The sequence below is a fragment of the Pantoea sp. EKM21T genome, assembly GCF_011800405.1.
Taxonomy (GTDB): domain Bacteria; phylum Pseudomonadota; class Gammaproteobacteria; order Enterobacterales; family Enterobacteriaceae; genus Pantoea; species Pantoea agglomerans.
Map to the genome: position 1 here is coordinate 57,853 of NZ_JAALFV010000002.1, position 21,210 is coordinate 79,062.

A 21,210-nucleotide genomic window follows, 5' to 3' on the forward strand; every position below is an offset into this window, starting at 1 on the left:
TTCTCTGCGGCTTGATAAATCCGTGGAGGGAATAATGCTTTTACAGGGTGTATCTGACCAGAATGACAATGACAAAACTACTATCACAGGTTTATCAAATATTGCCTTAAACAAAATTCATGATGCGATATATTTGATAGACAGCCAGCTGCATATCAAATATGTCAATGAAAAGGCCTGCCAGTTGACGGGATATTCCCGCGAGGCATTTTCGCAGCTCAGCTTTGACATCATTGATAAAGAGCTGCGCGACAATGATGTTTTTGCCCTGTGGTGGAAACTCAGTACCCGCCCTGAAGGGATACAATTCACTTCACATCATACCGGCCGGCATAACGTTTTTCCCGTAGAAGTGAGTTGTAGCGGATATCACCAGGATGGTGAGCTGCATATCTTATGCATTGTGCACGATATGCATGAAATTCGCCGGCAAAAAGAGCAGCAGCAACTTCGGGAAAAACAGCTGCATCAGGTAGTGGAAAATTCTCCCGACCTCATTTTACGGTTTGATTTGCAGACCCGCTGCCTCTATGCCAACCTGGCGGTCCGCAGCTGGTTTAATCTTAGCGAAAACGATATCAGTCGGGTGCCGCTGACTGAAAGCGTGCAGCGCGGGGGGATTGGACTGAGCCTGTTTAAGCTGGTCTCACGCACGATGGTTGATGAGAAAGTGGCCGAAGATGAGCTGGTGGTAAAGCATCAGGGTGATAAACGCACCCTGCATGTGCGCTGCGTGCCGGAATATGATTTACAGGGCGAGCTGGTTAGCGTGCTGGCGGTTGGGCGCGATATCACTGCAATCCGCAAGACCGAAGAGGAGTTGCGGCAGTTAACTCATAATCTCGAGCGGGCGCGGGAAGCGGAAAAAAAACAGCTGGCGCGTGATATTCATGACGAGCTGGGCCAGCATTTAACCGCTCTGCGTACAGGGTTGTCGCTGCTGGCGATGCGTAAAGATCAGCCTGTCGATGCGCAGCAGGCAAAAATTCAGCAGCTGATGGTGCATCTGGACAGCACGATTCAGGTGGTACGGGATGTCTCGACCCGCCTGCGGCCTAACGTTCTCAATCTTGGTTTAATTCCGGCGCTGGAATGGTTGCGCGATCAGTTTATAAAAAACAATGGAATCCGCTGCATTTTACTGGCACCTGATGAACATACCGTGGTGCTGGATGAAGCGACGCTGACGGCGGCGTTTCGCGTGGTACAGGAGTCTCTCACCAATGTCGTCCGCCATGCCAGAGCCAGCAATGTTTATATCTTCGTCAAACTCACGCCGGATGCGCTGCTCATCGAAGTTGTCGATAACGGTAAAGGGTTTCATCTGAATCGAGTGAAGAAAGGGACGTGTGGGCTGCACGGCATCAGGGAGCGAGGACGCATGCTAAATGGAGAAGCGACCATCGATAGTACACCTGGTAAAGGGACCCGGGTTAAACTGAAATTCCCCCTCTCTGTAAGCGCTAAATCAGTCGCATCCTGTCCGAAAACCGGGAGTATTAACCGATGAGTAAATGCATACGTCTGATGATTGCCGACGATCATGCCATTATGCGCGAGGGCCTGAAGCAAATTTTTGCTCTTGATGACAATATCGACGTGGTATGCGAAGCATCGGATAGCGGCCAGGTGCTGGAGCGCCTGCGTCAGCACGAAGTCGATCTGCTGCTGCTCGATATTTCGATGCCTGGCATGAGCGGAGAAGATCTGATTACCCGCCTGATGCCTCTCTATCCCCGGCTGCGCATTCTGGTATTGAGTATGTACAACGAACCGCAAATTACCCGGCGGGTGTTAAATAATGGTGCGCTGGGCTATATCACCAAAGACAAGTCGCCGGATGTTTTACTCAAAGCGATTCGCACCGTGGCGCAGGGATCACGCTATATCGATCACGATCTGGCACAGGAGATTATCTTCTCCGACTACCAGAGCAATAATCGTGCGCCTCATGAGAGCCTGACGATGCGCGAACGGCAAATCATGATCATGCTGGCCCACGGGGAGTCGATTAATGCGATAGCCGATGCGCTCTCCATCAGTAATAAAACCGTCAGCACCTATAAATCACGCATGATGAAGCGAATGAAATTTACCAATAATGCCCATATCGTGAAATATTCCCTGCAGCATAACCTGGTGCAATAACGTCTTAAGGCTCCGCCTGATAAGCCTCGGGCGGGGTCGATCTGAAAGTATTTTGCAGCACGGCTAATGGGAAGGACGTGTCCGCCTGAATTTTACCCCGACCGCATAATAAAAAATCCACGCCATGGCGTGGATTTTAGGGAGTCTGTCAGACTTCATAGTTTTGATGAAACCCCATGAGACAACAATCTTTAATCAGACGTTAAACAGGAAGTTCATCACATCGCCATCTTTCACGATGTACTCTTTACCTTCTGAACGCATCTTGCCGGCTTCTTTAGCACCTTGCTCGCCTTTATAAGCGATGAAATCTTCAAACGCGATGGTCTGGGCGCGGATAAAGCCTTTCTCGAAGTCGGTATGGATTTTACCGGCTGCCTGTGGAGCTGTCGCGCCAACCGGGATAGTCCATGCACGCACTTCTTTTACGCCAGCGGTGAAGTAGGTCTGCAGGTTCAGCAGGGAGTAACCAGCGCGGATAACGCGGTTCAGGCCTGGCTCTTCCAGTCCCAGCTCTGCCATGAACTCGTCACGGTCTTCATCTTCCAGCTCGGCGATATCCGACTCAACGGCGGCGCACACGGGCACCACGACTGAACCTTCCGCTTCGGCGATAGCGCGCACCTGATCCAGGTACGGGTTGTTCTCGAAACCATCTTCATTGACGTTAGCTATGTACATGGTGGGTTTCAGAGTCAGGAAGCTCAGATAGCGGATTGCCGCTTTGTCGTCCTCATCCAGATTCAGTGAACGCAGCATGCCCGCTTCAGAAAGATGCGGCAGACACTTCTCCAGCGCAGCCAGCTCAGCCTTAGCATCTTTGTCGCCGCCTTTGGCTTTCTTCTGCACGCGCTGAATCGCACGTTCACAGGTTTCAAGATCGGACAGCGCCAGCTCGGTGTTGATCACATCAATATCTTCAGCCGGGTTCACTTTACCCGCCACGTGGATGATGTTGTCGTTTTCAAAGCAGCGCACCACGTGGCCGATCGCTTCGGTTTCACGGATGTTGGTCAGGAACTGGTTGCCCAGGCCTTCACCTTTTGACGCGCCTTTTACCAGACCGGCGATATCGACGAATTCCATGGTAGTCGGCACCACGCGCTGCGGCTTAACAATCTCAGAAAGCTGGTCGAGACGCAGGTCAGGCATCGGCACCACGCCCGTGTTTGGCTCAATGGTGCAGAAGGGGAAGTTAGCCGCTTCGATGCCCGCTTTAGTCAGCGCGTTAAACAGAGTGGATTTACCGACGTTCGGCAGGCCCACGATACCGCATTTGAATCCCATGGTTTGATACCCTTTATAACTGGATGGACAGTGCGCCAGAAGGCGGACTGTCGGAGACGAATTGAAAAATTTCGCGCATTATACACGGAATCACGACGATTCGGGCGTTTAAGCAGGCTTGAAGGCGTGCAGCCGGTTCATCGCCTTGATACGATCCTCTTTCAGCCATAGTTCGGTGCAGCGCGCCGCCTCATCAATGGCATCATCAATCAGCTTCTGCTCACTGGCGGGCGGCTTGCCCAGCACAAATCCGGTCACCTTGTTGCGATCGCCGGGATGTCCGATACCGATGCGCAGCCGATGGAAATTGTTGTTGTTGCCCATTTTGCTGATGATATCTTTCAGCCCGTTATGGCCGCCATGCCCGCCGCCCTGCTTGAACTTCGCCACGCCGGGTGGCAGATCGAGTTCATCATGCGCCACCAGGATCTCTTCTGGCGCGATGCGATAAAAGGTCGCCATCGCCGCCACGGCTTTCCCGCTCAGGTTCATAGAGGTGGTCGGCACCAGCAGGCGCACATCCTCTCCGGCTATCGCCAGGCGTGCGGTATAGCCATAGAATTTGCCTTCCTCTTTCAGTGACTGATTGTGGCGCTCAGCCAGTAAATCCAGATACCAGGCACCGGCATTGTGGCGCGTGGCGGCATATTCAGCGCCTGGATTAGCAAGGCCCACAATCAGTTTAATGCTGCTCACAATGATTATCCTGCTGTTATCGCGAAAGGGCGTTAGTTTACTTCGCCACGGGCGAGATGACAAAGTACAAGCATCGAAATGGTTCATGACGGTGATTAATCATTTTCCATCTGAATCAACAGGCTGTAATCAGGGCCAGTTAATTATTTATGGCTGATGTGTGATCCAGTCCGCAACGTTATCTTCACCCATTGCCTAAGCTTATGGCACTTAACATTGTGTGCGGTTATTGACTCATATGGATGGAGGTGCAGCATGAAACATCAACACTGCCGCGTAGCGGGTAACAGCTTGATGGTACTGGGATTAGTCACAATGGTGCTGGGCGTGGGTTTCTCAATTATGAACCAGCTTCCCTCGCTTGATCTGCCAGATGCGCTGGCGCAGGGCGCAATCTTAGGCATCTTTGTTGGTGCAATGATGTGGCTGGTCGGGGCGGGTCTGAGTGGTCGTGAAAAGGTTGAAGATCGTTATTACTGGCATCGTCACTATGACAAACGTTGTCGCCGGTCGCACAATTCTCACCATTAACTGATGCCAGCAGTGACCGGATGCTGCGCTATGCGGTTCCGGCCGCTGGCCTTGGCGTGATAGAGCGCTTTATCCGCCAGTGCGAGTAAATCGTCAAAACCCTGCTGCTGATGTGTGACCGTGGCAAACCCAATGCTGACCGAATAGGCAATTGAATTGGGTTGTGACGCACAGACCTCCCGCCGAATCGTCTCGCACCAGGCCTCTGCCTCTGTTGCCGCCGCCGGAATTATTGCCGCAAACTCCTCTCCGCCCAGTCGCGCAAAACGCCCCTCAGCCGGTATCAATCCTCTGACAATGTCGCAAAAGTGAATCAATATCTGGTCGCCCTGTTGATGGCCATACCGATCGTTAATGCTCTTAAAATGATCCAGATCGAACAGAATCGCGCTAAAAGGTCGGTTCTGACGGCGGCATTGCGCCACAATCTTCTCTGCTTCATTAAATAAAGCCCGACGATTCCAGACGCTGGTCAGAGGATCGTGCATTGAGGCATGTTTTAAGACTGACTGCATCCGTTCATTCACCATGGCCAGGATAGTAAATGTCAGACCGATGACAAACAGAATCGATTCCAGGATGACGTAAATCGAGAAGTTTGATCCGCCAATGGCGCCAGGCAGCGTGCTGGGAATCGCGCTGTCCAGAAACAGGCGAGCCAGGTGAAACAGCAGATGGATCCACAGCAGCAACTGCGCAGGCCAGAAGGTCACCTTTAGCGTGGCACGCGCCAGCCAGACCAGCTGGATCAGTGCCGCGGTATAGACGATGCAGGCGATGCAGAGCACCAGCACCCGTTTGGGTAAGCTGTAATAGAATGCCGGGAAACAGCAGAGGAGTGCCCAGAGCAGGGCGCCCAGCAGCCAGTGAGTGCCGATGGGCTTACCGCAGAAGCGCCGGAACGCATTTAACAATCCGCCGTAAGCCAGCATCACTAAAACGTTACCCACTGCAACGGGCAGGAAATGCAGGCCACTGCTGCGCAGGCTACTTAAGAATACCGCAATCAGGGTAAAAACCAGCGACAGGCAGGTGAAGCCGAGAACGCGATCATACTGCGATCCGATCCAGGCAAAAAACATGATGATGCTCAGAAACCCCAGCACATAAAGCTCGCAGACAAATAACGTATAGATATCCAGGCTCATGGCGGTCAGGGTTCTTATGAAAAGTGCGCTGCAAATTACCACTTAACGGCACAGGGCAGAAGCGGGGAACGCGGCGTTTTATCAAAAGAGTGGGTGGCGTTGAAAATAGTCGATTTTGGGGAAATTTATCGCGAAAATATCAGAAAAAGAAGCGCGTTAATCGGGCGCCCGGCAGGCATAAAAAAACCGGGCACAGGGCCCGGTTCCGCGAAGATTAATGCTCGAACATTGCCGAGATTGACTCTTCGTTACTGATGCGGCGAATGGCTTCGGCCAGCATGCCAGATAAGGTCAGCGTGCGCACATTCGGCAGTGACTTAATTTCCTGAGAGAGTGGGATGGTATCGCAGACGATTACCTGGTCGAGCACAGATTTACGCAGGTTTTCAACCGCATTGCCGGAGAAGATCGGGTGGGTCGCGTAAGCAAATACGCGTTTAGCACCACGCTCTTTCAGCGCTTCAGCCGCTTTGCACAGCGTGCCGCCGGTGTCGATCATGTCGTCGACCAGCACGCAGTCGCGGCCAGCAACGTCACCAATGATGTGCATCACCTGAGAAACGTTCGCGCGAGGGCGGCGTTTATCGATGATGGCCATATCGGTGTCGTTCAGCAGTTTAGCGATAGCACGGGCACGTACTACGCCACCAATATCGGGAGAAACAACAATCGGGTTTTCCAGACCGATCTGCATCATATCTTCCAGCAGGATCGGACTGCCAAATACGTTATCAACCGGGACGTCGAAGAAGCCCTGGATCTGCTCGGCGTGCAGGTCAACCGTCAGAACACGGTCAACACCGACGCTGGAAAGGAAGTCTGCCACTACTTTAGCGGTGATAGGTACACGCGCGGAACGCACGCGGCGATCCTGACGGGCATAACCAAAGTAGGGGATGACTGCGGTAATACGACCAGCAGAAGCACGACGCAGCGCGTCGACCATCACAACCAGTTCCATCAGATTATCGTTGGTGGGGGCACAGGTGGACTGGATGATGAAAATATCACCACCGCGTACATTTTCGTTGATCTGTACGCTCACTTCACCATCACTGAAACGTCCTACAGCGGCGTCTCCCAGGCTGGTGTAAAGGCGGTTGGCAATACGTTGTGCTAGTTCCGGGGTGGCGTTACCAGCAAATAGCTTCATATCAGGCACGAGAAGAACCTCAGGCTTTGCGTCCAGAGAATGAACGGCATGACTGTAACCGGCGCGTACGGTCATGTGCGTTCACACGGGTGTGTTGATGCGAAACGTGCAGTGTCCGGAACGTGGTGACACTGTCACGCATTCGCTAATCGCCTCGCAGGGTACGCTGTAGCGGCGAAACATTTACGCCCCGGGCTACAAATGCGCGTACCCCATTCGGGGCAAGCTCCAGCACCTGGCGGGCAGCAGACTCGGTGTCGAATTCAGCAAACACACAAGCGCCCGTGCCAGTCAGGCGTGACGGCGCGTATTCTAGCAGCCAGGAAACAAGCTCATCAACCTCACGAAAACGTTTTCTTACCACTGCTTCACAATCATTGGTGAAGGGTGATGCTAAAAGCGTCGATAAACTGCGCGATGGAGTATCTCGCGTCAGTTCGGGGTCGTTGAATACTACTGGGGTGCTGATATTCACGCCGGGATGGGCGACAAGATACCACTTTTCTTCCGGCTCTGCGGGATGAAGTTGTTCACCCACCCCCTGGGCGAAGGCCGCGAAGCCCTGGACAAACACCGGCACATCCGCGCCCAGCTTCACACCCATCGACGCCAGCTCATCCGGCGTGAAGCCGGTTTGCCACAGATGATTCAGCGCCACCAGTACGGTTGCCGCATCAGAGGAGCCGCCACCGAGACCGCCACCCATGGGCAGGTTTTTCTCAACGGCAATCTGCGCGCCCGCGTGAGCGGACAGGCGATTGTTATCCTGCGCCGCCTGTTTCAGCATGTTTGCGGCGCGGACAATCAGGTTATCCGCATCCGCAACGCCTGCCACGGGCGTTAACAGTGTAATCGAGCCGCTTTGATCGACAGTAATCTGCAGCTGGTCACCGTAATCAAGAAACTGAAACAGCGTCTGCAGGTTGTGATAGCCGTCGGGACGACGGCCGGTGATGTAGAGAAAAAGATTCAGTTTTGCCGGGGCAGGCCAGTGGGTGATCATTGAACGGTCCAGCCGTCCATACGCAGTTTAATCCGCTGGTCACCCTCTTTCAGCTCCAGGCTCGAAGGCAGCGGCGGGGTGACTTTGCTGTCGTAGCCCGCAATAGAGACCTGCCAGTTCTGACCGTCGCGGCTGTAGTTCAGGCTGCTCAGCTGATAGCTCTCGTTGAGCTGATAGTCGGTGGCATCGCCTGGCAGACCCATCATCCACTGGCGCAGATTCGCCAGCGGAATGTTCATGCCGGTCAGCTGCGAAATCATTTTCTGCGCATCGTTGCTGACGTAACGCTTTCCATTGTTATCGACGATCTGTACCACTGAGCCCTGCGCATCCAGCTGCAGTTCGGTGCTGCCCAGCGGATTGGTCAGCAGCAGGCGATAGCGATCGGGCGCGGTCTGCTGCCAGTTGAAGCGGGCATAGACTTTCTGCTTGTCAGAAAGATAGGCAAAGGCGCCGCGGGTCTGATAGTGCGTGACCTTTGAGACCGCCTGCTGATGCTGTTGCCACTGTGGCGCGGTAACGCTGGGGCCCGGGCCTTGCGGTTTGTTGACGCTACAGGCTGCCAGCAGCACGCTGGCAAGGGGCAAAAGGCGCAACAGATTGCGTGGTGAATTAAGCATCAAGTGGTCATCTCCTCGGACACATTTATTATTCGTAACGGATAACGCTAACCGTCCCGGTTTTAACCGTCAATGCTGTTATGCAGCAAATTGAGCACGATCGGGTTAATCTTATTACAGTCATAGCCTTTGTATGGCTTTTCTTGATCTGCCGCATCTTGTAGAATGCGCCTCACAAAACCCTGACATTATTGGGACATCCCAACCAAAACCGCTATGACGCTGCTCGCTCTCGGAATCAATCACAAGACAGCCCCCATTGCTCTGCGCGAACGCGTCTCGTTCGGGCCGGAGACGCTTGAGCAGGCGTTAAACAGCCTGTTATCACAGCCAATGGTGCAGAGCGGCGTGGTGTTGTCCACCTGTAACCGGACTGAACTCTACCTGAGTGTAGAGCAGCAGGCCGACTTACAGGCGCGTCTGGTGAGCTGGTTATGCAATTATCATCAGCTGGATGAAGAGGATGTGCGAAACAGCCTCTACTGGCATCAGGATAACGAGGCGGTCAGCCACCTGATGCGCGTCGCCAGCGGACTCGACTCACTGGTGCTGGGCGAACCGCAAATCCTCGGTCAGGTGAAAAAAGCCTTTGCCGACTCCTCACGCGGTCAGGCGCTGAGCAGTGAACTGGAACGCATGTTCCAGAAAACCTTCTCGGTTGCCAAACGCGTGCGTACGGAAACCGATATCGGTGCCAACGCGGTGTCGGTGGCGTTTGCCGCCTGTACGCTGGCCCGTCAGATCTTCGAATCGCTCTCCTCCGTCAATGTCTTGCTGGTTGGCGCAGGTGAGACCATTGAGCTGGTGGCGCGTCATCTGCGTGAACATCAGGTCAAAAATCTGATCATCGCCAACCGTACCCGCGAACGCGCCGAAACGCTGGCGTCGGAAGTGGGTGCAGAGGTGATCACCCTGGCGGAGATCGACGCCCGTCTGGCAGAAGCCGACATTATTATCTCGTCAACCTCCAGTCCGCTACCGATTATCGGTAAGGGGATGATGGAGCGCGCGCTGAAAGCGCGACGTAACAAGCCAATGCTGCTGGTCGACATTGCAGTTCCGCGCGACGTAGAGCCGGAAGTGGGCGACCTGCCTAACGCCTATCTCTACAGCGTGGATGACCTGCAGGCGATCATCGAGCAGAACCTGGCGCAGCGCAAAGCGGCCGCGGTTCAGGCCGAAAGCATCGTGGTTCAGGAAAGCAGCGAATTCATGGCGTGGCTGCGCTCACAGGGCGCGGTGAATACGATCCGTGAATATCGTTCTCAGGCGGAAGAGATCCGCGCTGAGCTGGAAGGCCGTGCGCTGCAGGCGCTGCAGCAGGGTGCCGATCCGCAGAAAGTCATGCAGGAACTGGCGCACAAGCTGACCAACCGTTTAATACACGCTCCAACCAAATCACTTCAGCAGGCCGCCCGCGACGGCGATAATGAACGCCTGCAGATTTTACGCGACAGCCTGGGTCTCGATTAGGCACACCGCTGTCGCCACCTGTTACGGGAATCCCACATTTAAATGAAAACCTCTATAGTTGCCAAACTGGAAGCCCTGCAGGAGCGCCACGAAGAAGTGGAAGCGATGCTGGGCGATGCAGGCGTGATCGCCGATCAGGAGCGTTTCCGTGCGCTGTCACGCGAATATGCTCAGCTGACCGATGTGACCCGTTGCTTCCGCGACTGGCAGCAGGTGCAGGAAGATATCGAAACCGCGCAGCAGATGCTCGACGATCCTGAAATGCGTGACATGGCGCAGGAAGAGTTGCAGGAAGCGCGTGAGAAGAGTGACGTGCTGGAGCAGCAGTTGCAGGTTCTGTTGCTGCCGAAAGATCCGGATGATGAGCGCGCCTGTTTTATCGAAGTGCGCGCCGGAACCGGCGGCGATGAAGCGGCGATTTTCGCCGGCGATCTCTTCCGCATGTACAGCCGCTATGCCGAAGCGCGTCGCTGGCGCGTGGAGATCATCAGCGCCAACGAAGGCGAGCATGGCGGTTACAAAGAAGTGATTGCCCGCGTCACCGGCGAAGGTGCCTATGGACGCCTGAAGTTTGAGTCAGGCGGCCATCGCGTGCAGCGCGTGCCGGAGACCGAATCCCAGGGCCGCATTCACACCTCAGCCTGTACCGTTGCCGTGATGCCGGAAATCCCGGAAGCGGAACTGCCGGAAATCAATGCGGGCGATCTGAAGATCGATACTTTCCGCTCATCCGGCGCAGGCGGTCAGCACGTTAACACCACCGACTCCGCTATTCGTATTACCCACCTGCCAACCGGTATCGTGGTGGAGTGTCAGGACGAACGTTCACAGCATAAAAACAAAGCCAAAGCGCTGGCGGTGCTGGGCTCGCGTATTCATGCTGCAGAGATGGCCCGCCGTCACGCCGCCGAAGCCAGTACCCGACGCAACCTGCTGGGCAGCGGCGATCGTTCTGACCGTAACCGCACCTACAACTTTCCGCAGGGCCGCGTGACCGATCACCGTATCAACCTGACCATCTACCGTCTGGATGAAGTGATGGAAGGGAAACTCGACAGCCTGATTGAGCCGATTGTTCAGGAGTACCAGGCCGATCAGCTGGCAGCGCTGGCTGGTCAGGATTAATGGATATTCGTCACTGGCTGAAACAGGCGGTCGCCACGCTGTGCGGTGGTGACAGTCCGAAGCGTGACGCAGAGATCCTGTTAGGTTTTGTGACCGGCAAATCACGCAGCTGGTTAATCGCCTTTGATGAAACGGTGCTCAGCGATGAGCAGCTGACGCAGCTGGATAGCCTGCTGGCGCGTCGCGCCCGCGGTGAGCCGGTGGCGCATCTGGTGGGCGAACGCGAGTTCTGGTCGCTGCCATTGCGCGTCAATGACGCCACGCTGATCCCGCGCCCGGATACCGAACTGCTGGTTGAACAGGCGCTGGCGCATCTGCCCCCGACACCGGCAACCATTCTGGACATGGGCACCGGCACCGGAGCGATTGCGCTGGCGCTGGCCAGCGAGCGTCCCGATTGTCAGGTCACCGGCGTGGATCGCATTGAAGCCGCCGTTGAGCTGGCGAACAGTAATGCGCAGCAGCTCAGCCTCACCAACACCACCTTTCTGCTCAGTCACTGGTTCCAGGCGCTGACGCCACAGCGCTTTACCCTCATTGTCAGTAACCCACCCTACATAGATGCCTGCGATGTTCATCTGGAGCAGGGTGACGTGCGCTTTGAACCGCGCAGCGCGCTGGTGGCGGATGAAGCGGGACTGGCGGATCTGCGTACGCTGATCGAGCAGGCACCCACGTGGCTGCTGCCGGGTGGCTGGCTGCTGCTGGAACATGGCTGGCAGCAGGGCGAGGCGGTGGCCACGCTGATGCGGCAAAAAGGCTATCACGCCGTGGAAACCGTCGATGATTACGGTGGCAATCCGCGTGTGACCTTAGGTCAGCTCCCTTCATAAAAGCGCTTTGAAAAGGATTCATGATGTTCGCCTTTTATCCCCTGATTAAAAATCTGCACATCTTAACGGTGGTGCTTACCGTGACGCTGTTCCTGCTGCGGTTTTACTGGCTGCGCCGTGGATCGGCAATGATGACGAAACGCTGGGTGCGCATCCTGCCGCACGCTAACGACACCCTGTTACTGGTGACCGGCGTCTCGCTGGTGATGATTACCCACTTCTATCCCTTTACACCGCAAGGAAGCTGGCTGACGGAGAAGCTTTTAGCGGTTATCATCTACATCGCCTTAGGATTTGTGGCATTGAGTCGCCGTCCACGCACTGATCGCACCCGCTGGATCGCTTTTCTGGTAGCGTTAATCGCCCTGGTGGCCATCATTAAGCTGGCGCTGACCAAAATGCCGTTATGGGGATAGCATGACCTCGACCGAACAATTAGATTTCAGCCAGACACCGCTGTGTGAAGCGGTGATTGGTGCCACGCTTGCCATCCGCGCCGATTTCCCGGCGTTGTCGGTGGAAGCACAACTTGCGGCGTTAGTCGCCGAAGCACGTGACTATGTCAGCCATACTGAAGATGCTGACATGCAGCTCGAAAAGCTGCTGGAACTGTTCTATCGCCAGTGGGGATTTTGCGGTGCCAGTGGCGTCTACAATCTTTCTGATGCCCTCTGGATCGACAATGTGCTGAAGACCCGTCGGGGCACGGCGGTGTCACTGGGCGTTATCCTGCTGCACATCGCCGCCGAGCTGGAACTGCCGCTGATGCCGGTGATCTTCCCGACGCAGCTGATTCTGCGCGCCGACTGGATTGATGGCGATAAGTGGATGATCAACCCATTTAATGGCGAAACCCTTGACTGGCACACGCTGGAAGTGTGGCTCAAAGGCAATATCAGCCCGACAGCGCGTCTGTATGACGACGATCTCGACGAAGCCAAAACCGTCACCGTGATGCGCAAGATGCTCGACACACTGAAAGCGGCGTTGATGGAAGAGAAGAAGATGGAGCTGGCGCTGAACGTCAGTCAGGTGCTGTTGCGTATCGATCCTGACGATCCCTACGAAATCCGCGATCGCGGTTTGATCTACGCGCAGCTGGAGTGCGACCATATCGCCCTGAATGATTTAACGTACTTCGTTGAGCAGTGTCCTGAAGACCCGGTCAGCGAAATGATCAAAGTTCAGATTCACGCAATCGAACAAAAACAGGTCACGCTGCACTAAGCGGACCCACTGAAAAGGAAAGGGCATGACACAGAAAGTCGTGAGTATTGGCGATATCAAAGTTGCAAACGATCTGCCATTTGTACTGTTTGGCGGGATGAACGTTCTGGAGTCGCGCGACCTGGCGATGCGCATCTGCGAACACTACGTTACCGTCACCAGTAAACTTGGTATTCCTTACGTATTCAAAGCGTCATTTGATAAAGCGAACCGCTCCTCTATTCACTCCTATCGCGGCCCAGGCCTGGAAGAGGGGATGAAGATTTTCCAGGAGCTGAAGCAGGCTTTCGGCGTCAAAATTATCACCGATGTGCATGAAGCGTCCCAGGCGCAGCCGGTCTCTGAAGTGGTTGATGTGATCCAGCTGCCCGCGTTTCTGGCGCGTCAGACTGACCTGGTGGAAGCGATGGCGAAAACCGGCGCGGTCATTAACGTCAAGAAGCCCCAGTTCGTCAGCCCGGGTCAGATGGGCAACATCGTTGATAAGTTCGCTGAAGGTGGCAACGAGCAGGTCATCCTGTGCGATCGCGGCAGCAATTTCGGCTACGACAATCTGGTTGTCGACATGCTCGGCTTTAACGTGATGAAGAAAGTCACCAAAAACAGCCCGGTGATTTTCGATGTGACCCATGCGCTGCAGACGCGCGATCCGTTTGGCGCAGCATCAGGCGGTCGTCGTGCTCAGGTGGCTGAGCTGGCGCGTGCCGGTATGGCGGTCGGCATTGCCGGTCTGTTTATCGAAGCGCACCCGGATCCTGAACACGCCCTGTGTGACGGCCCGTCCGCGTTACCGCTGGATAAGCTGGAGCCATTCCTGGTGCAGATGAAAGCGATTGACGATCTGGTGAAAAGCTTCCCGGAACTCGATACCAGCAAATAAGTTTGCTGCAAAAAAAGAGCGATTAATCGCTCTTTTTTTTCGCCTGAAATCCGGTGACGTTACAGCATGATGGTCATCAGATAACCGATAAACAACGCCAGATGCGCGGCTCCATTCAGTACATTTGTGCGTCCGGTCGAGAAGGAGAGCTGACAGAGAATCAGCGACGCCATCATAATCACCATCTGTGGCGGCTCCAGACCAAATATCAGCTCCTGTCCGGTCAGGGTGGCGATAATGGTTACTGCCGGTACTGTGAGTGAGATGGTCGCCAGCACTGAACCAAAGAAGAGGTTCATGGCGCGCTGCACCTGATTCATCAGCACGGCCCTGATCGCCCCCAGGCCTTCCGGTGAGAGGATCAGCAGGGCCACCAGGAAACCGGTAAACTGTGCCGGCGCATTCAAATCCGTCAGCAGGCTTTCCAGCGTATTAGCATTCATCTTGGTCACGGCAATGACCGCAATCAGATGCACGATCAGCCAGCTGGTATGCCAGAAGCTGCTGTGGGCAGACGGTTTGCCATGATGCGGGTCGCCATCATCGCTCTCATCTTCATGCTCATAGACAAACAGGCTCTGGTGGGTTTTGGTCTGAATCAGCAGGAACACGCCATACATCGCCGCTGAAATCGCCGCGATCAGCAGTGCCTGAGTGACAGAGAAATTACCGCCCGGCAGTGCGTTGGGAAACACCAGCACCAGAATCGCCAGGGGAAAGATAGCGATCAGATATTGCTTCACGCCCGCCAGATTCACGTATTGTGTCGCAAACTTATTACCGCCCAGCAGCAGCGCAAAGCCAACCAGTCCGCCGGTTACAATCATCACGATCGAATAGAGCGTATCGCGCATCAGCCCGGGTGCGGCATCGCCGGTCGCCATCAGCGCCGAGATCAGGCTCACTTCCAGAATCACCACGGACAGACTCAGGATCAGAGAGCCATAGGGCTCGCCCAGCCGGTGCGCCAGCACGTCGGCATGTCGTACAACGCTAAAGGCGCTGCTCAGAATGGCAACCAGCGCCACTAAGTTGATACCGACTACAATCGGAAATGATGTGGTTGCACCAAAAAAATAGAGTATACCCAGCGTGATAAGGGGAAGTATCAGCGAGAATTCCTTGTGACGTGTTTTTTCATGTGAAGGCATTCACCATCCTCTCTGGTTAATGATTATCCGGACACAGCGAGTGCTGCTGTTAGAAATATAATCAGTTTTAGGGCAGGGCGCAGTTTATCTTTTCACCGGTCCGAACGGGAAAAATTTACTGCTTTTTACTTAAATGCAATAAATGGTCGAAGTGGTATTAACCTGAAGTTATCTCAAATATTGCAATATTAATCAGGCCACAACAATTTCTCTTTAACCATCTATCTGACCGCCAAATGCCGTAAAATCTGCTTCTCATTGTAACTTGTGTGGCCTGTTTCTGGTTTTTAATTTGAAGTGCAGATAAGTGGCTGTTTGTATTTTTGTTCTGTTGCGCCAGGCTTAACAGGAATCCATAAACTGAGGAGCCGTTATGCCTTACTCTAAACGAACCGACTTACCTGACAACGTAAAACACGTGCTTCCCGCGCATGCGCAGGATATCTATCAGCAGGCATTTAACAGCGCGTGGGAAGAATATAAAGAGGCTAAGGATCGACGCGGCGATGATTCGCGGGAAGAGGTGGCGCACAAAGTCGCCTGGGCAGCCGTGAAAAAAGAGTATGAGAAAGGTGATGACGATAAGTGGCTTCCTAAACGTTAATGCCGTCGCTAGCCTGTTCACGCCAAAGGGCCAGGATTATCTGGCCCTTTTTTTCATCTTCGCTATAAGGTTTATCTGGTTTTTTTTAACCTGCGACCGGAATCACGCTTGTAACCCCGCGCGGAAATAGATTAATGTCAATTTGATGAACGAAACGCAGCGCCGTTTTGGAGATCATGTTACAGGAGCCATTCTGCAGGACGCCGTTGATGTTGAGGAGGTCGCATTGCTTACCCGGGAATTTCTATTAAAAGCGGATTGTAAAACGTCGTTCGGGGATATCGAAGAGGCGTTGCTCTGGAGTTGCGAGCAGCGCGCGGCCTCGCTGGCAGCCACCCTGGCCTGTCGTCCCGATCACAGCCCGGTATGGATCTTTGGTTACGGCTCGCTGATGTGGAACCCGATTTTTGAGGCGGATGAAGTGGCGTCCGGTTCGCTGGAGGGCTGGCACCGTGCTTTCTGCCTGCGGCTGATTGCCGGACGTGGCACCGCCACGCATCCCGGCCGCATGCTAGCGCTGAAGCAGGGCGGCAGAACCACGGGTCTGGCGTTTCGTCTGCCGGAAGAGCGGCTGCATGAAGAGCTGGCGCTGCTGTGGAAGCGTGAGATGATCACTGGCTGCTATCTTCCAACCTGGTGTGAATTACAGCTGGAGGATGGTCGCAGCGTCACTGCGCTGACCTTTATTATGGATCCGCGTCATCCGCTGTATGAATCGGACTCCTGCCCGGAGGCGATTGCGCCATTGATTGCTGCGGCCAGTGGCCCGCTCGGCTCGAATGCGCAATATCTGTTTGCTCTGGAAGAGGAGCTGACCCGGCGCGGCATGGAGGAGGAGAGTCTGAGCCGGCTGGCCCATCAGGTGCGGACATTGCAGCAAGCCTGTCTGAAGCAGGCCTGAACCGGGGCATAAGCAGAGTAAAAGGGCGCGACAGTGTCGCGCCCTTTTACGATCCGGGTGCGGGTTACCGGGCTTAGTTACCCGGATTAATCAGCCAGGTGCCGGGCTTATCGATGGTCAGGGATTGTGTATGCGTCTCACTGCCATTCTTAACATCAATTTTGTACTGTCCCGCCGCCAGATTCAGCGCGGCAAATCCACTGCTGCCCGGTTTTACCTCGACCGGCTGTCCGTTAAGCACCACGCTTTCACCGCTCTCCAGCTTAAGATAGACGGTCGCCAGCGCGGCCGGAACGGCAGCGGCTGACGGAATTGATGCGGGCGCCTGCGTCATGGCTGAGCTGTTGTTAACCACCTCTGGTGTGGCACTGTGGCGATTCGCCAGCCAGGTGGCGACAACCACGGCCAGAATAGCCACGGCAGCCAGACCCAGCAATCCAGGCGACAGTTTACGCACCGTGCGCGGCGTCACCGGCTCGGCGGAGGCGGCGGCATGATTCATCGCCATCACCACTGGCGCAGCAGCCTCCACCGGCTCCTCGACCGGCAGAGCAGGCGACTCGCCCGGCACCGGGAAGCTGTTTACCACCGCTTCCACATCACTGACCGGCAGATCAATCAACGCGGCAAAGGCATCAATCGTTTGTGGGCGATCGCCTGGCTTCATTGCCAGCGCGCAGTCAATGGCATGCAGCAGCGGCAGTGAGTAGCCTTCTGGCTGGCGTTCCACCAGCGGCTGATAATTATCTTCAATGCAGCGCACCACGCTGACCGGCGGCGGATTACCGGTAATCAGGTTATGCAGCACCGCGCCCAGGGCGTAGATATCGGTCCACGGCCCCTGTTCAACTTCACCCTCTTCGCTGTACTGCTCAATCGGCGCAAAGCCAGGTTTAAGCATGATTTCCGTTTCGTCAGAGAGGTTGCCAATCTCTTTACGCGCCGAGCCAAAATCGAGCAGAACCGGCAGCTGGTTCTCCTGAATCTGAATATTGTCGAGCGAGATATCGCGATGCAGATAGCCGGCCTGATGGATGGTGCTGATGGCACCCAGCAGCGGCGGCAGCAGGCGGCGGATCCAGGCTTCAGTGATCGACGCCGGGCTGGTTACCTGCCACTCTTTCAGCGTCATACCACTGTAGTAGAGCGTGCCCATATAGGCTGTGCCGTTCTGCTCCCAGAAGCGCAGCACGTGCAGCAGTCCCGGATGGTTAAAGCGGGCCAGCAGACGCGCTTCCTGAATAAAGCTGGTGAGCCCGGCATTAAACAGCTTCTGGAAACGCTCACCGCGCAGCTCCAGCGTTAAGTCGGCGGCACGGACTGCCAGCGACACCGGCATGTACTCTTTGATTGCAATAGTGCGTTCAAGCTGGTGATCCCACGCGCGATAGACGATGCCGAAGCCGCCGCCTCCGATCACTTCCTTGATCTCAAACTCATTGAAACGGTATCCGTCAGGCAGGGCATTCGGAACGGTTTTCGGATTATCATTTGCCGACATAGTGAACTCTCTGTACACGGCCTGCTCGCCAGGCTGCGCGGTAATTAATTGATGTTACGCCAGGCACCAATGGCAGGATCAACCAGATCCGCGTGCAGGGTGTCGATGAGTAACACATTCACTTTTTGCTGTGGCATGAAATAGGGCGCCCAGTGGCTGCGCAACGTATCAACTCGCGATTTCACAGCGTCAGCATCCTGCTGCGCAGCATTCTTATCCATCTTTATCAACAGGGCACCATTGAAGCGCCAGACATGTTGTTTGGCATCAAAGGGAAGCACCAGCCAGCTATCATTCGCATCCGGGCGTGTCACAATCATGCGCTGATTGTTCGCGGCGATAACCTCCAGCTTGCTGTCCGGGATCGTCAGATTGGCGATGGGATAGCCCTGATAAAAGGTGACTGCCACCGGCGTTGGGTGGTCTGGGGTCGCCAGCATCAACTCACTTTTGCCTTCTGCCCAGCCATCCGGTGAGCACTGCTGCTTGCTGACATCCGGGATAAACAGGGTCTGGGCATTTTCATCCCAGGCGGTGCGAAAATGGCAGCCGCTGGGGAGATCAAAATGTTGCAGCGGCGTGCTGTTGGCGGGCCGAGACAGGTCAAGCGGTGCAGCATTACTCTCACTGGCGCTGGCGGTGGCATCTGCCATCACGATAGGACGCCAGTTCTGCAGCTTACTGGCGCTGCCGCTGGCCAGTACGCCACCCTCTTTACTGGTCATCTGCCAGGGCAGCTCGTCCAGTAATCCGCACTGATTAGCGAGCAGGGTGCCGACGCGCGGTAAAAAGGTGGTCAGCACCGCCGAATCCTTACTTTTGCCGGAGACGATGCGCAGTGGCAGCGTCTCTTTGCACCAGTCGTCAGGCGCTTTACTCACCACATTATCGATATAGACCTCCAGCGCCAGGCTGGGGGAGTAGACAACCCGATAATTTTCAGCCTGGGCGTGAAAGGCAATCAGCAGGGTGATGATGCCGGGCAACCACAGTTTCATAAGGATCCTTGGAATCAAAAACGAGGCGGCAGAAAGCGCGCCGAATCAGCCAGTGAATAGAGCAGCGTTGCCTCCTCCGGCTCACCAATCCAGACCGCCAGTGCGCTGAGATTATCTTTCTTAACGTTGCGGCTCACCGCCTGTTCCATCAGAGCCAGCCACTCTTCGCAGGCATTCACCATGCGCAGCGCCTGTTCCATTTCATGACTGGCCAGATTCAGCCAGAAGCCATCGGTGCAGACCAGAAACGCGTCGCCATCCTCCAGCGCAATCTCCTGCGAAAAGCTCACTAAGCGAGGCGGTTCAGCGCCGAGCGCATTATAGAGTAAATTACTGTTAATGCCGGTATTTTCATAGCCCGCTTCTTTCAGCTGCTGGGCCAGACTGTGATCGCGAGTGACCTCATGAAGCACGCCGCGGCGGAAGTGGTAAACCCGGCTGTCACCGGCATGCGCCCACCATGCGCGCTGTTTTTCGCGGTCGATAAACAGGGCCGCCAGCGTGGTGCTCATGCGGGAATATTTCGGATTTTTACCCTGTGCCTCATGCAGCGCTAAGCGGCACTGTTCAATCGCCTGATGGGTTATCTCCGGCGTCAGGTCGGCGTGCGCCTGTAACTGGCTCAGCAGGGTGTCACGCACCAGCTGTGCCGCCATCTCGCCGCCGGGCAGACCGGCCACGCCATCGCAGACCACAAAGCAGGCTTTACGCTCATCCAGCTCTGCGCCGGTGCGATCCTGATTCTCATCGCGTAGCCCCTGCTGGCAGCGGCTGGCAAAAACGATTTTCATGGTTCATCTACCCGCGTCTGAGAGTCCTTATACTGATTCACCTCCATGTCATAGGCATGGAGAAAGGCCTCGCCAAACAGCGTATGGAAATCATCTTCGATCTCTCCGGCCGTACGCTGATAATTACGGGTGAAGTAGTCCCACAGCGCCGCCTTCTTCATGGCGGAAAAGGGCATTTTTGACACCACGCCATCGGCACGCGCCTGCTCCTCCAGCCGCTGCGGATTAAAGGATTGCAGCATCGCCGCAATAATGGCGCGGATACCGGCAATCATCCCCAGCTGGTGGGCCTGCAAATCGACCAGGGCATCGCGTACCGCCTGTTCCGGCGGCATAAACCCGGGCATCTGGCTCTGGTACATCTGCATCAGCACGGTTTTGCCGGAGGGCAGGATCTTGAACGGATTGTTGGCCTCATTCAGGATCATCGTCATGTCCGCTTTGACACCACGCTTGAGAATGGATCGCGAAGAGAGCAGCGCGACGGTGCCCTGGGAAAAGAGGCTCAGCATCCGGCCAGTAATGCGCATCTGCTCTTCATCCACCGGCGTGGCGTGACCGTTGCTCAGCCCCATCCCCTCCAGCAGTGCGGCGATTAGCCGATCCTGATCCACCGGCTGCGCCGTCAGCGCCCGACGCGGCTCGCTGGCCTGGGGATCGATAGCCAGTCGCGCATCGTTGTGGCGCTCGTGGCGTGAGGGCGTTGCCTCACTGACCAGCAGCCGGTCCTCAACCTCATGATGTTCGTGGATGCCCAGCGGATTCGCGGGCTGAGCGCTGTCGCCAGCAAACAGCGCCAGCGGATCGCTCTGCGTGTCGTGGCAGGCGGGGTCTCGTACTTCCAGCGCATAGTCACCGATGCGCAGCGCATCGCCATGCTTCAGCACGACCTGCATGCCGCGACCCAGGGTAATGCCGTTATGCTCCACCGGGGTCACGCTGCCCTGGTTCGTCAGACGGCACTCTCCGTCATGCGACAGGTGAACCAGCGCCTGCAGACGCGAAATGGCCCGAGTCTCATCTGGCAGCACCAGATCGTTGTCCTGACTGCGGCCAATGGTGCCGCCAGGCGGTTGAAACGCGACGCTTCTGACCGGAACATCCGTAGTGCATTGCACAATGGTAAATTGCATGAGTTAT

At 55.5% G+C, this 21,210-nt stretch carries 22 protein-coding genes; 11 read left to right on the forward strand and 11 right to left on the reverse strand.

Going from position 1 to position 21,210, the window contains the following annotated elements:
- Positions 1–34 precede the first annotated feature (34 nt).
- The gene (locus HFD87_RS03785; RefSeq protein ID WP_167422965.1) at positions 35–1,510 is read left to right on the forward strand and encodes a PAS domain S-box protein; all 1,476 of its coding nucleotides are present in this window, start codon (positions 35–37) and stop codon (positions 1,508–1,510) included.
- Complete coding sequence (locus HFD87_RS03790; protein ID WP_010245888.1) at positions 1,507–2,148, forward strand: response regulator transcription factor; 642 nt, start codon at positions 1,507–1,509, stop codon at positions 2,146–2,148. The genes HFD87_RS03785 and HFD87_RS03790 overlap by 4 nt, the downstream gene beginning before the upstream one ends.
- Positions 2,149–2,343: 195 nt before the next feature.
- Here the strand turns inward: HFD87_RS03790 and ychF are convergent, their stop codons facing one another.
- Positions 2,344–3,435 (reverse strand): redox-regulated ATPase YchF, encoded by a 1,092-nt coding sequence (ychF, locus tag HFD87_RS03795; protein ID WP_010245885.1) that lies wholly within the window; start codon positions 3,433–3,435, stop codon positions 2,344–2,346.
- A 108-nt stretch (positions 3,436–3,543) separates the two neighbouring features.
- Positions 3,544–4,131, reverse strand: coding sequence for an aminoacyl-tRNA hydrolase (gene pth, locus HFD87_RS03800; protein ID WP_167422966.1), 588 nt, complete (start codon positions 4,129–4,131; stop codon positions 3,544–3,546).
- A 255-nt stretch (positions 4,132–4,386) separates the two neighbouring features.
- Between pth and ychH the strand changes: the two genes are divergently transcribed.
- Positions 4,387–4,662: a stress-induced protein YchH gene (ychH, locus tag HFD87_RS03805; protein ID WP_010245880.1), complete on the forward strand. Its 276-nt coding sequence runs from the start codon at positions 4,387–4,389 to the stop codon at positions 4,660–4,662.
- Here ychH and HFD87_RS03810 read toward each other — a convergent pair.
- From HFD87_RS03810 to lolB, 4 genes are all read right to left on the reverse strand, one after another.
- Positions 4,659–5,810 (reverse strand): GGDEF domain-containing protein, encoded by a 1,152-nt coding sequence (locus tag HFD87_RS03810; RefSeq protein ID WP_167422967.1) that lies wholly within the window; start codon positions 5,808–5,810, stop codon positions 4,659–4,661. The genes ychH and HFD87_RS03810 overlap by 4 nt on opposite strands.
- A 214-nt stretch (positions 5,811–6,024) precedes the next feature.
- Positions 6,025–6,972 (reverse strand): ribose-phosphate diphosphokinase, encoded by a 948-nt coding sequence (prs, locus tag HFD87_RS03815; RefSeq protein WP_010245874.1) that lies wholly within the window; start codon positions 6,970–6,972, stop codon positions 6,025–6,027.
- A gap of 136 nt (positions 6,973–7,108) precedes the next feature.
- Positions 7,109–7,966, reverse strand: coding sequence for a 4-(cytidine 5'-diphospho)-2-C-methyl-D-erythritol kinase (ispE, locus tag HFD87_RS03820; protein WP_033771575.1), 858 nt, complete (start codon positions 7,964–7,966; stop codon positions 7,109–7,111).
- On the reverse strand, positions 7,963–8,586 hold the full coding sequence (lolB, locus tag HFD87_RS03825; protein WP_167423092.1) for a lipoprotein insertase outer membrane protein LolB: 624 nt from the start codon (positions 8,584–8,586) through the stop codon (positions 7,963–7,965). Before lolB ends, ispE begins: the two co-directional genes overlap by 4 nt.
- 216 nt (positions 8,587–8,802) lie before the next feature.
- Between lolB and hemA the strand changes: the two genes are divergently transcribed.
- The 6 genes from hemA to kdsA are packed head-to-tail and all read left to right on the forward strand — an operon-like array spanning position 8,803 to position 14,124.
- On the forward strand, positions 8,803–10,059 hold the full coding sequence (hemA, locus tag HFD87_RS03830; protein ID WP_010669985.1) for a glutamyl-tRNA reductase: 1,257 nt from the start codon (positions 8,803–8,805) through the stop codon (positions 10,057–10,059).
- A gap of 42 nt (positions 10,060–10,101) precedes the next feature.
- On the forward strand, positions 10,102–11,184 hold the full coding sequence (gene prfA, locus HFD87_RS03835) for a peptide chain release factor 1 (RefSeq protein WP_010245863.1): 1,083 nt from the start codon (positions 10,102–10,104) through the stop codon (positions 11,182–11,184).
- The gene (gene prmC, locus HFD87_RS03840) at positions 11,184–12,017 is read left to right on the forward strand and encodes a peptide chain release factor N(5)-glutamine methyltransferase (protein ID WP_167422968.1); all 834 of its coding nucleotides are present in this window, start codon (positions 11,184–11,186) and stop codon (positions 12,015–12,017) included. Before prfA ends, prmC begins: the two co-directional genes overlap by 1 nt.
- Before the next feature lie 23 nt (positions 12,018–12,040).
- Positions 12,041–12,433, forward strand: a complete 393-nt coding sequence (locus HFD87_RS03845) for a SirB2 family protein (protein ID WP_022625782.1) — start codon at positions 12,041–12,043, stop codon at positions 12,431–12,433.
- Between the two features lies 1 nt (position 12,434).
- Positions 12,435–13,244 (forward strand): invasion regulator SirB1, encoded by an 810-nt coding sequence (gene sirB1 / locus HFD87_RS03850; RefSeq protein ID WP_167422969.1) that lies wholly within the window; start codon positions 12,435–12,437, stop codon positions 13,242–13,244.
- Between the two features lie 25 nt (positions 13,245–13,269).
- Positions 13,270–14,124: a 3-deoxy-8-phosphooctulonate synthase gene (gene kdsA / locus HFD87_RS03855; protein ID WP_010669989.1), complete on the forward strand. Its 855-nt coding sequence runs from the start codon at positions 13,270–13,272 to the stop codon at positions 14,122–14,124.
- Positions 14,125–14,183: 59 nt separating this feature from the next.
- On the opposite strand, the gene chaA is transcribed toward kdsA, so the two are convergent.
- On the reverse strand, positions 14,184–15,275 hold the full coding sequence (gene chaA / locus HFD87_RS03860) for a sodium-potassium/proton antiporter ChaA (protein WP_010669990.1): 1,092 nt from the start codon (positions 15,273–15,275) through the stop codon (positions 14,184–14,186).
- A gap of 373 nt (positions 15,276–15,648) precedes the next feature.
- Here chaA and chaB point away from each other — a divergent pair, with 373 nt between their 5' ends.
- Positions 15,649–15,879, forward strand: coding sequence for a putative cation transport regulator ChaB (gene chaB, locus HFD87_RS03865; protein ID WP_167422970.1), 231 nt, complete (start codon positions 15,649–15,651; stop codon positions 15,877–15,879).
- 226 nt (positions 15,880–16,105) lie between these two features.
- Entirely contained in the window at positions 16,106–16,780 is a 675-nt protein-coding gene (locus HFD87_RS03870) for a gamma-glutamylcyclotransferase (RefSeq protein ID WP_164480396.1), read from the forward strand.
- Positions 16,781–16,853: 73 nt separating this feature from the next.
- Here the strand turns inward: HFD87_RS03870 and HFD87_RS03875 are convergent, their stop codons facing one another.
- From HFD87_RS03875 to tagH, 4 genes are read right to left on the reverse strand one after another with little or no spacing between them, the layout of a single operon-like run.
- A complete protein-coding gene (locus HFD87_RS03875) occupies positions 16,854–18,281 on the reverse strand; it encodes a serine/threonine-protein kinase (protein ID WP_022625780.1) in 1,428 nt (475 codons plus the stop codon).
- Between the two features lie 44 nt (positions 18,282–18,325).
- Entirely contained in the window at positions 18,326–19,279 is a 954-nt protein-coding gene (locus HFD87_RS03880; RefSeq protein WP_010245838.1) for a hypothetical protein, read from the reverse strand.
- A gap of 14 nt (positions 19,280–19,293) precedes the next feature.
- Complete coding sequence (locus HFD87_RS03885; RefSeq protein ID WP_010669994.1) at positions 19,294–20,070, reverse strand: PP2C family serine/threonine-protein phosphatase; 777 nt, start codon at positions 20,068–20,070, stop codon at positions 19,294–19,296.
- Positions 20,067–21,203, reverse strand: a complete 1,137-nt coding sequence (tagH, locus tag HFD87_RS03890) for a type VI secretion system-associated FHA domain protein TagH (protein ID WP_010669995.1) — start codon at positions 21,201–21,203, stop codon at positions 20,067–20,069. Before tagH ends, HFD87_RS03885 begins: the two co-directional genes overlap by 4 nt.
- Positions 21,204–21,210 lie beyond the last annotated feature (7 nt).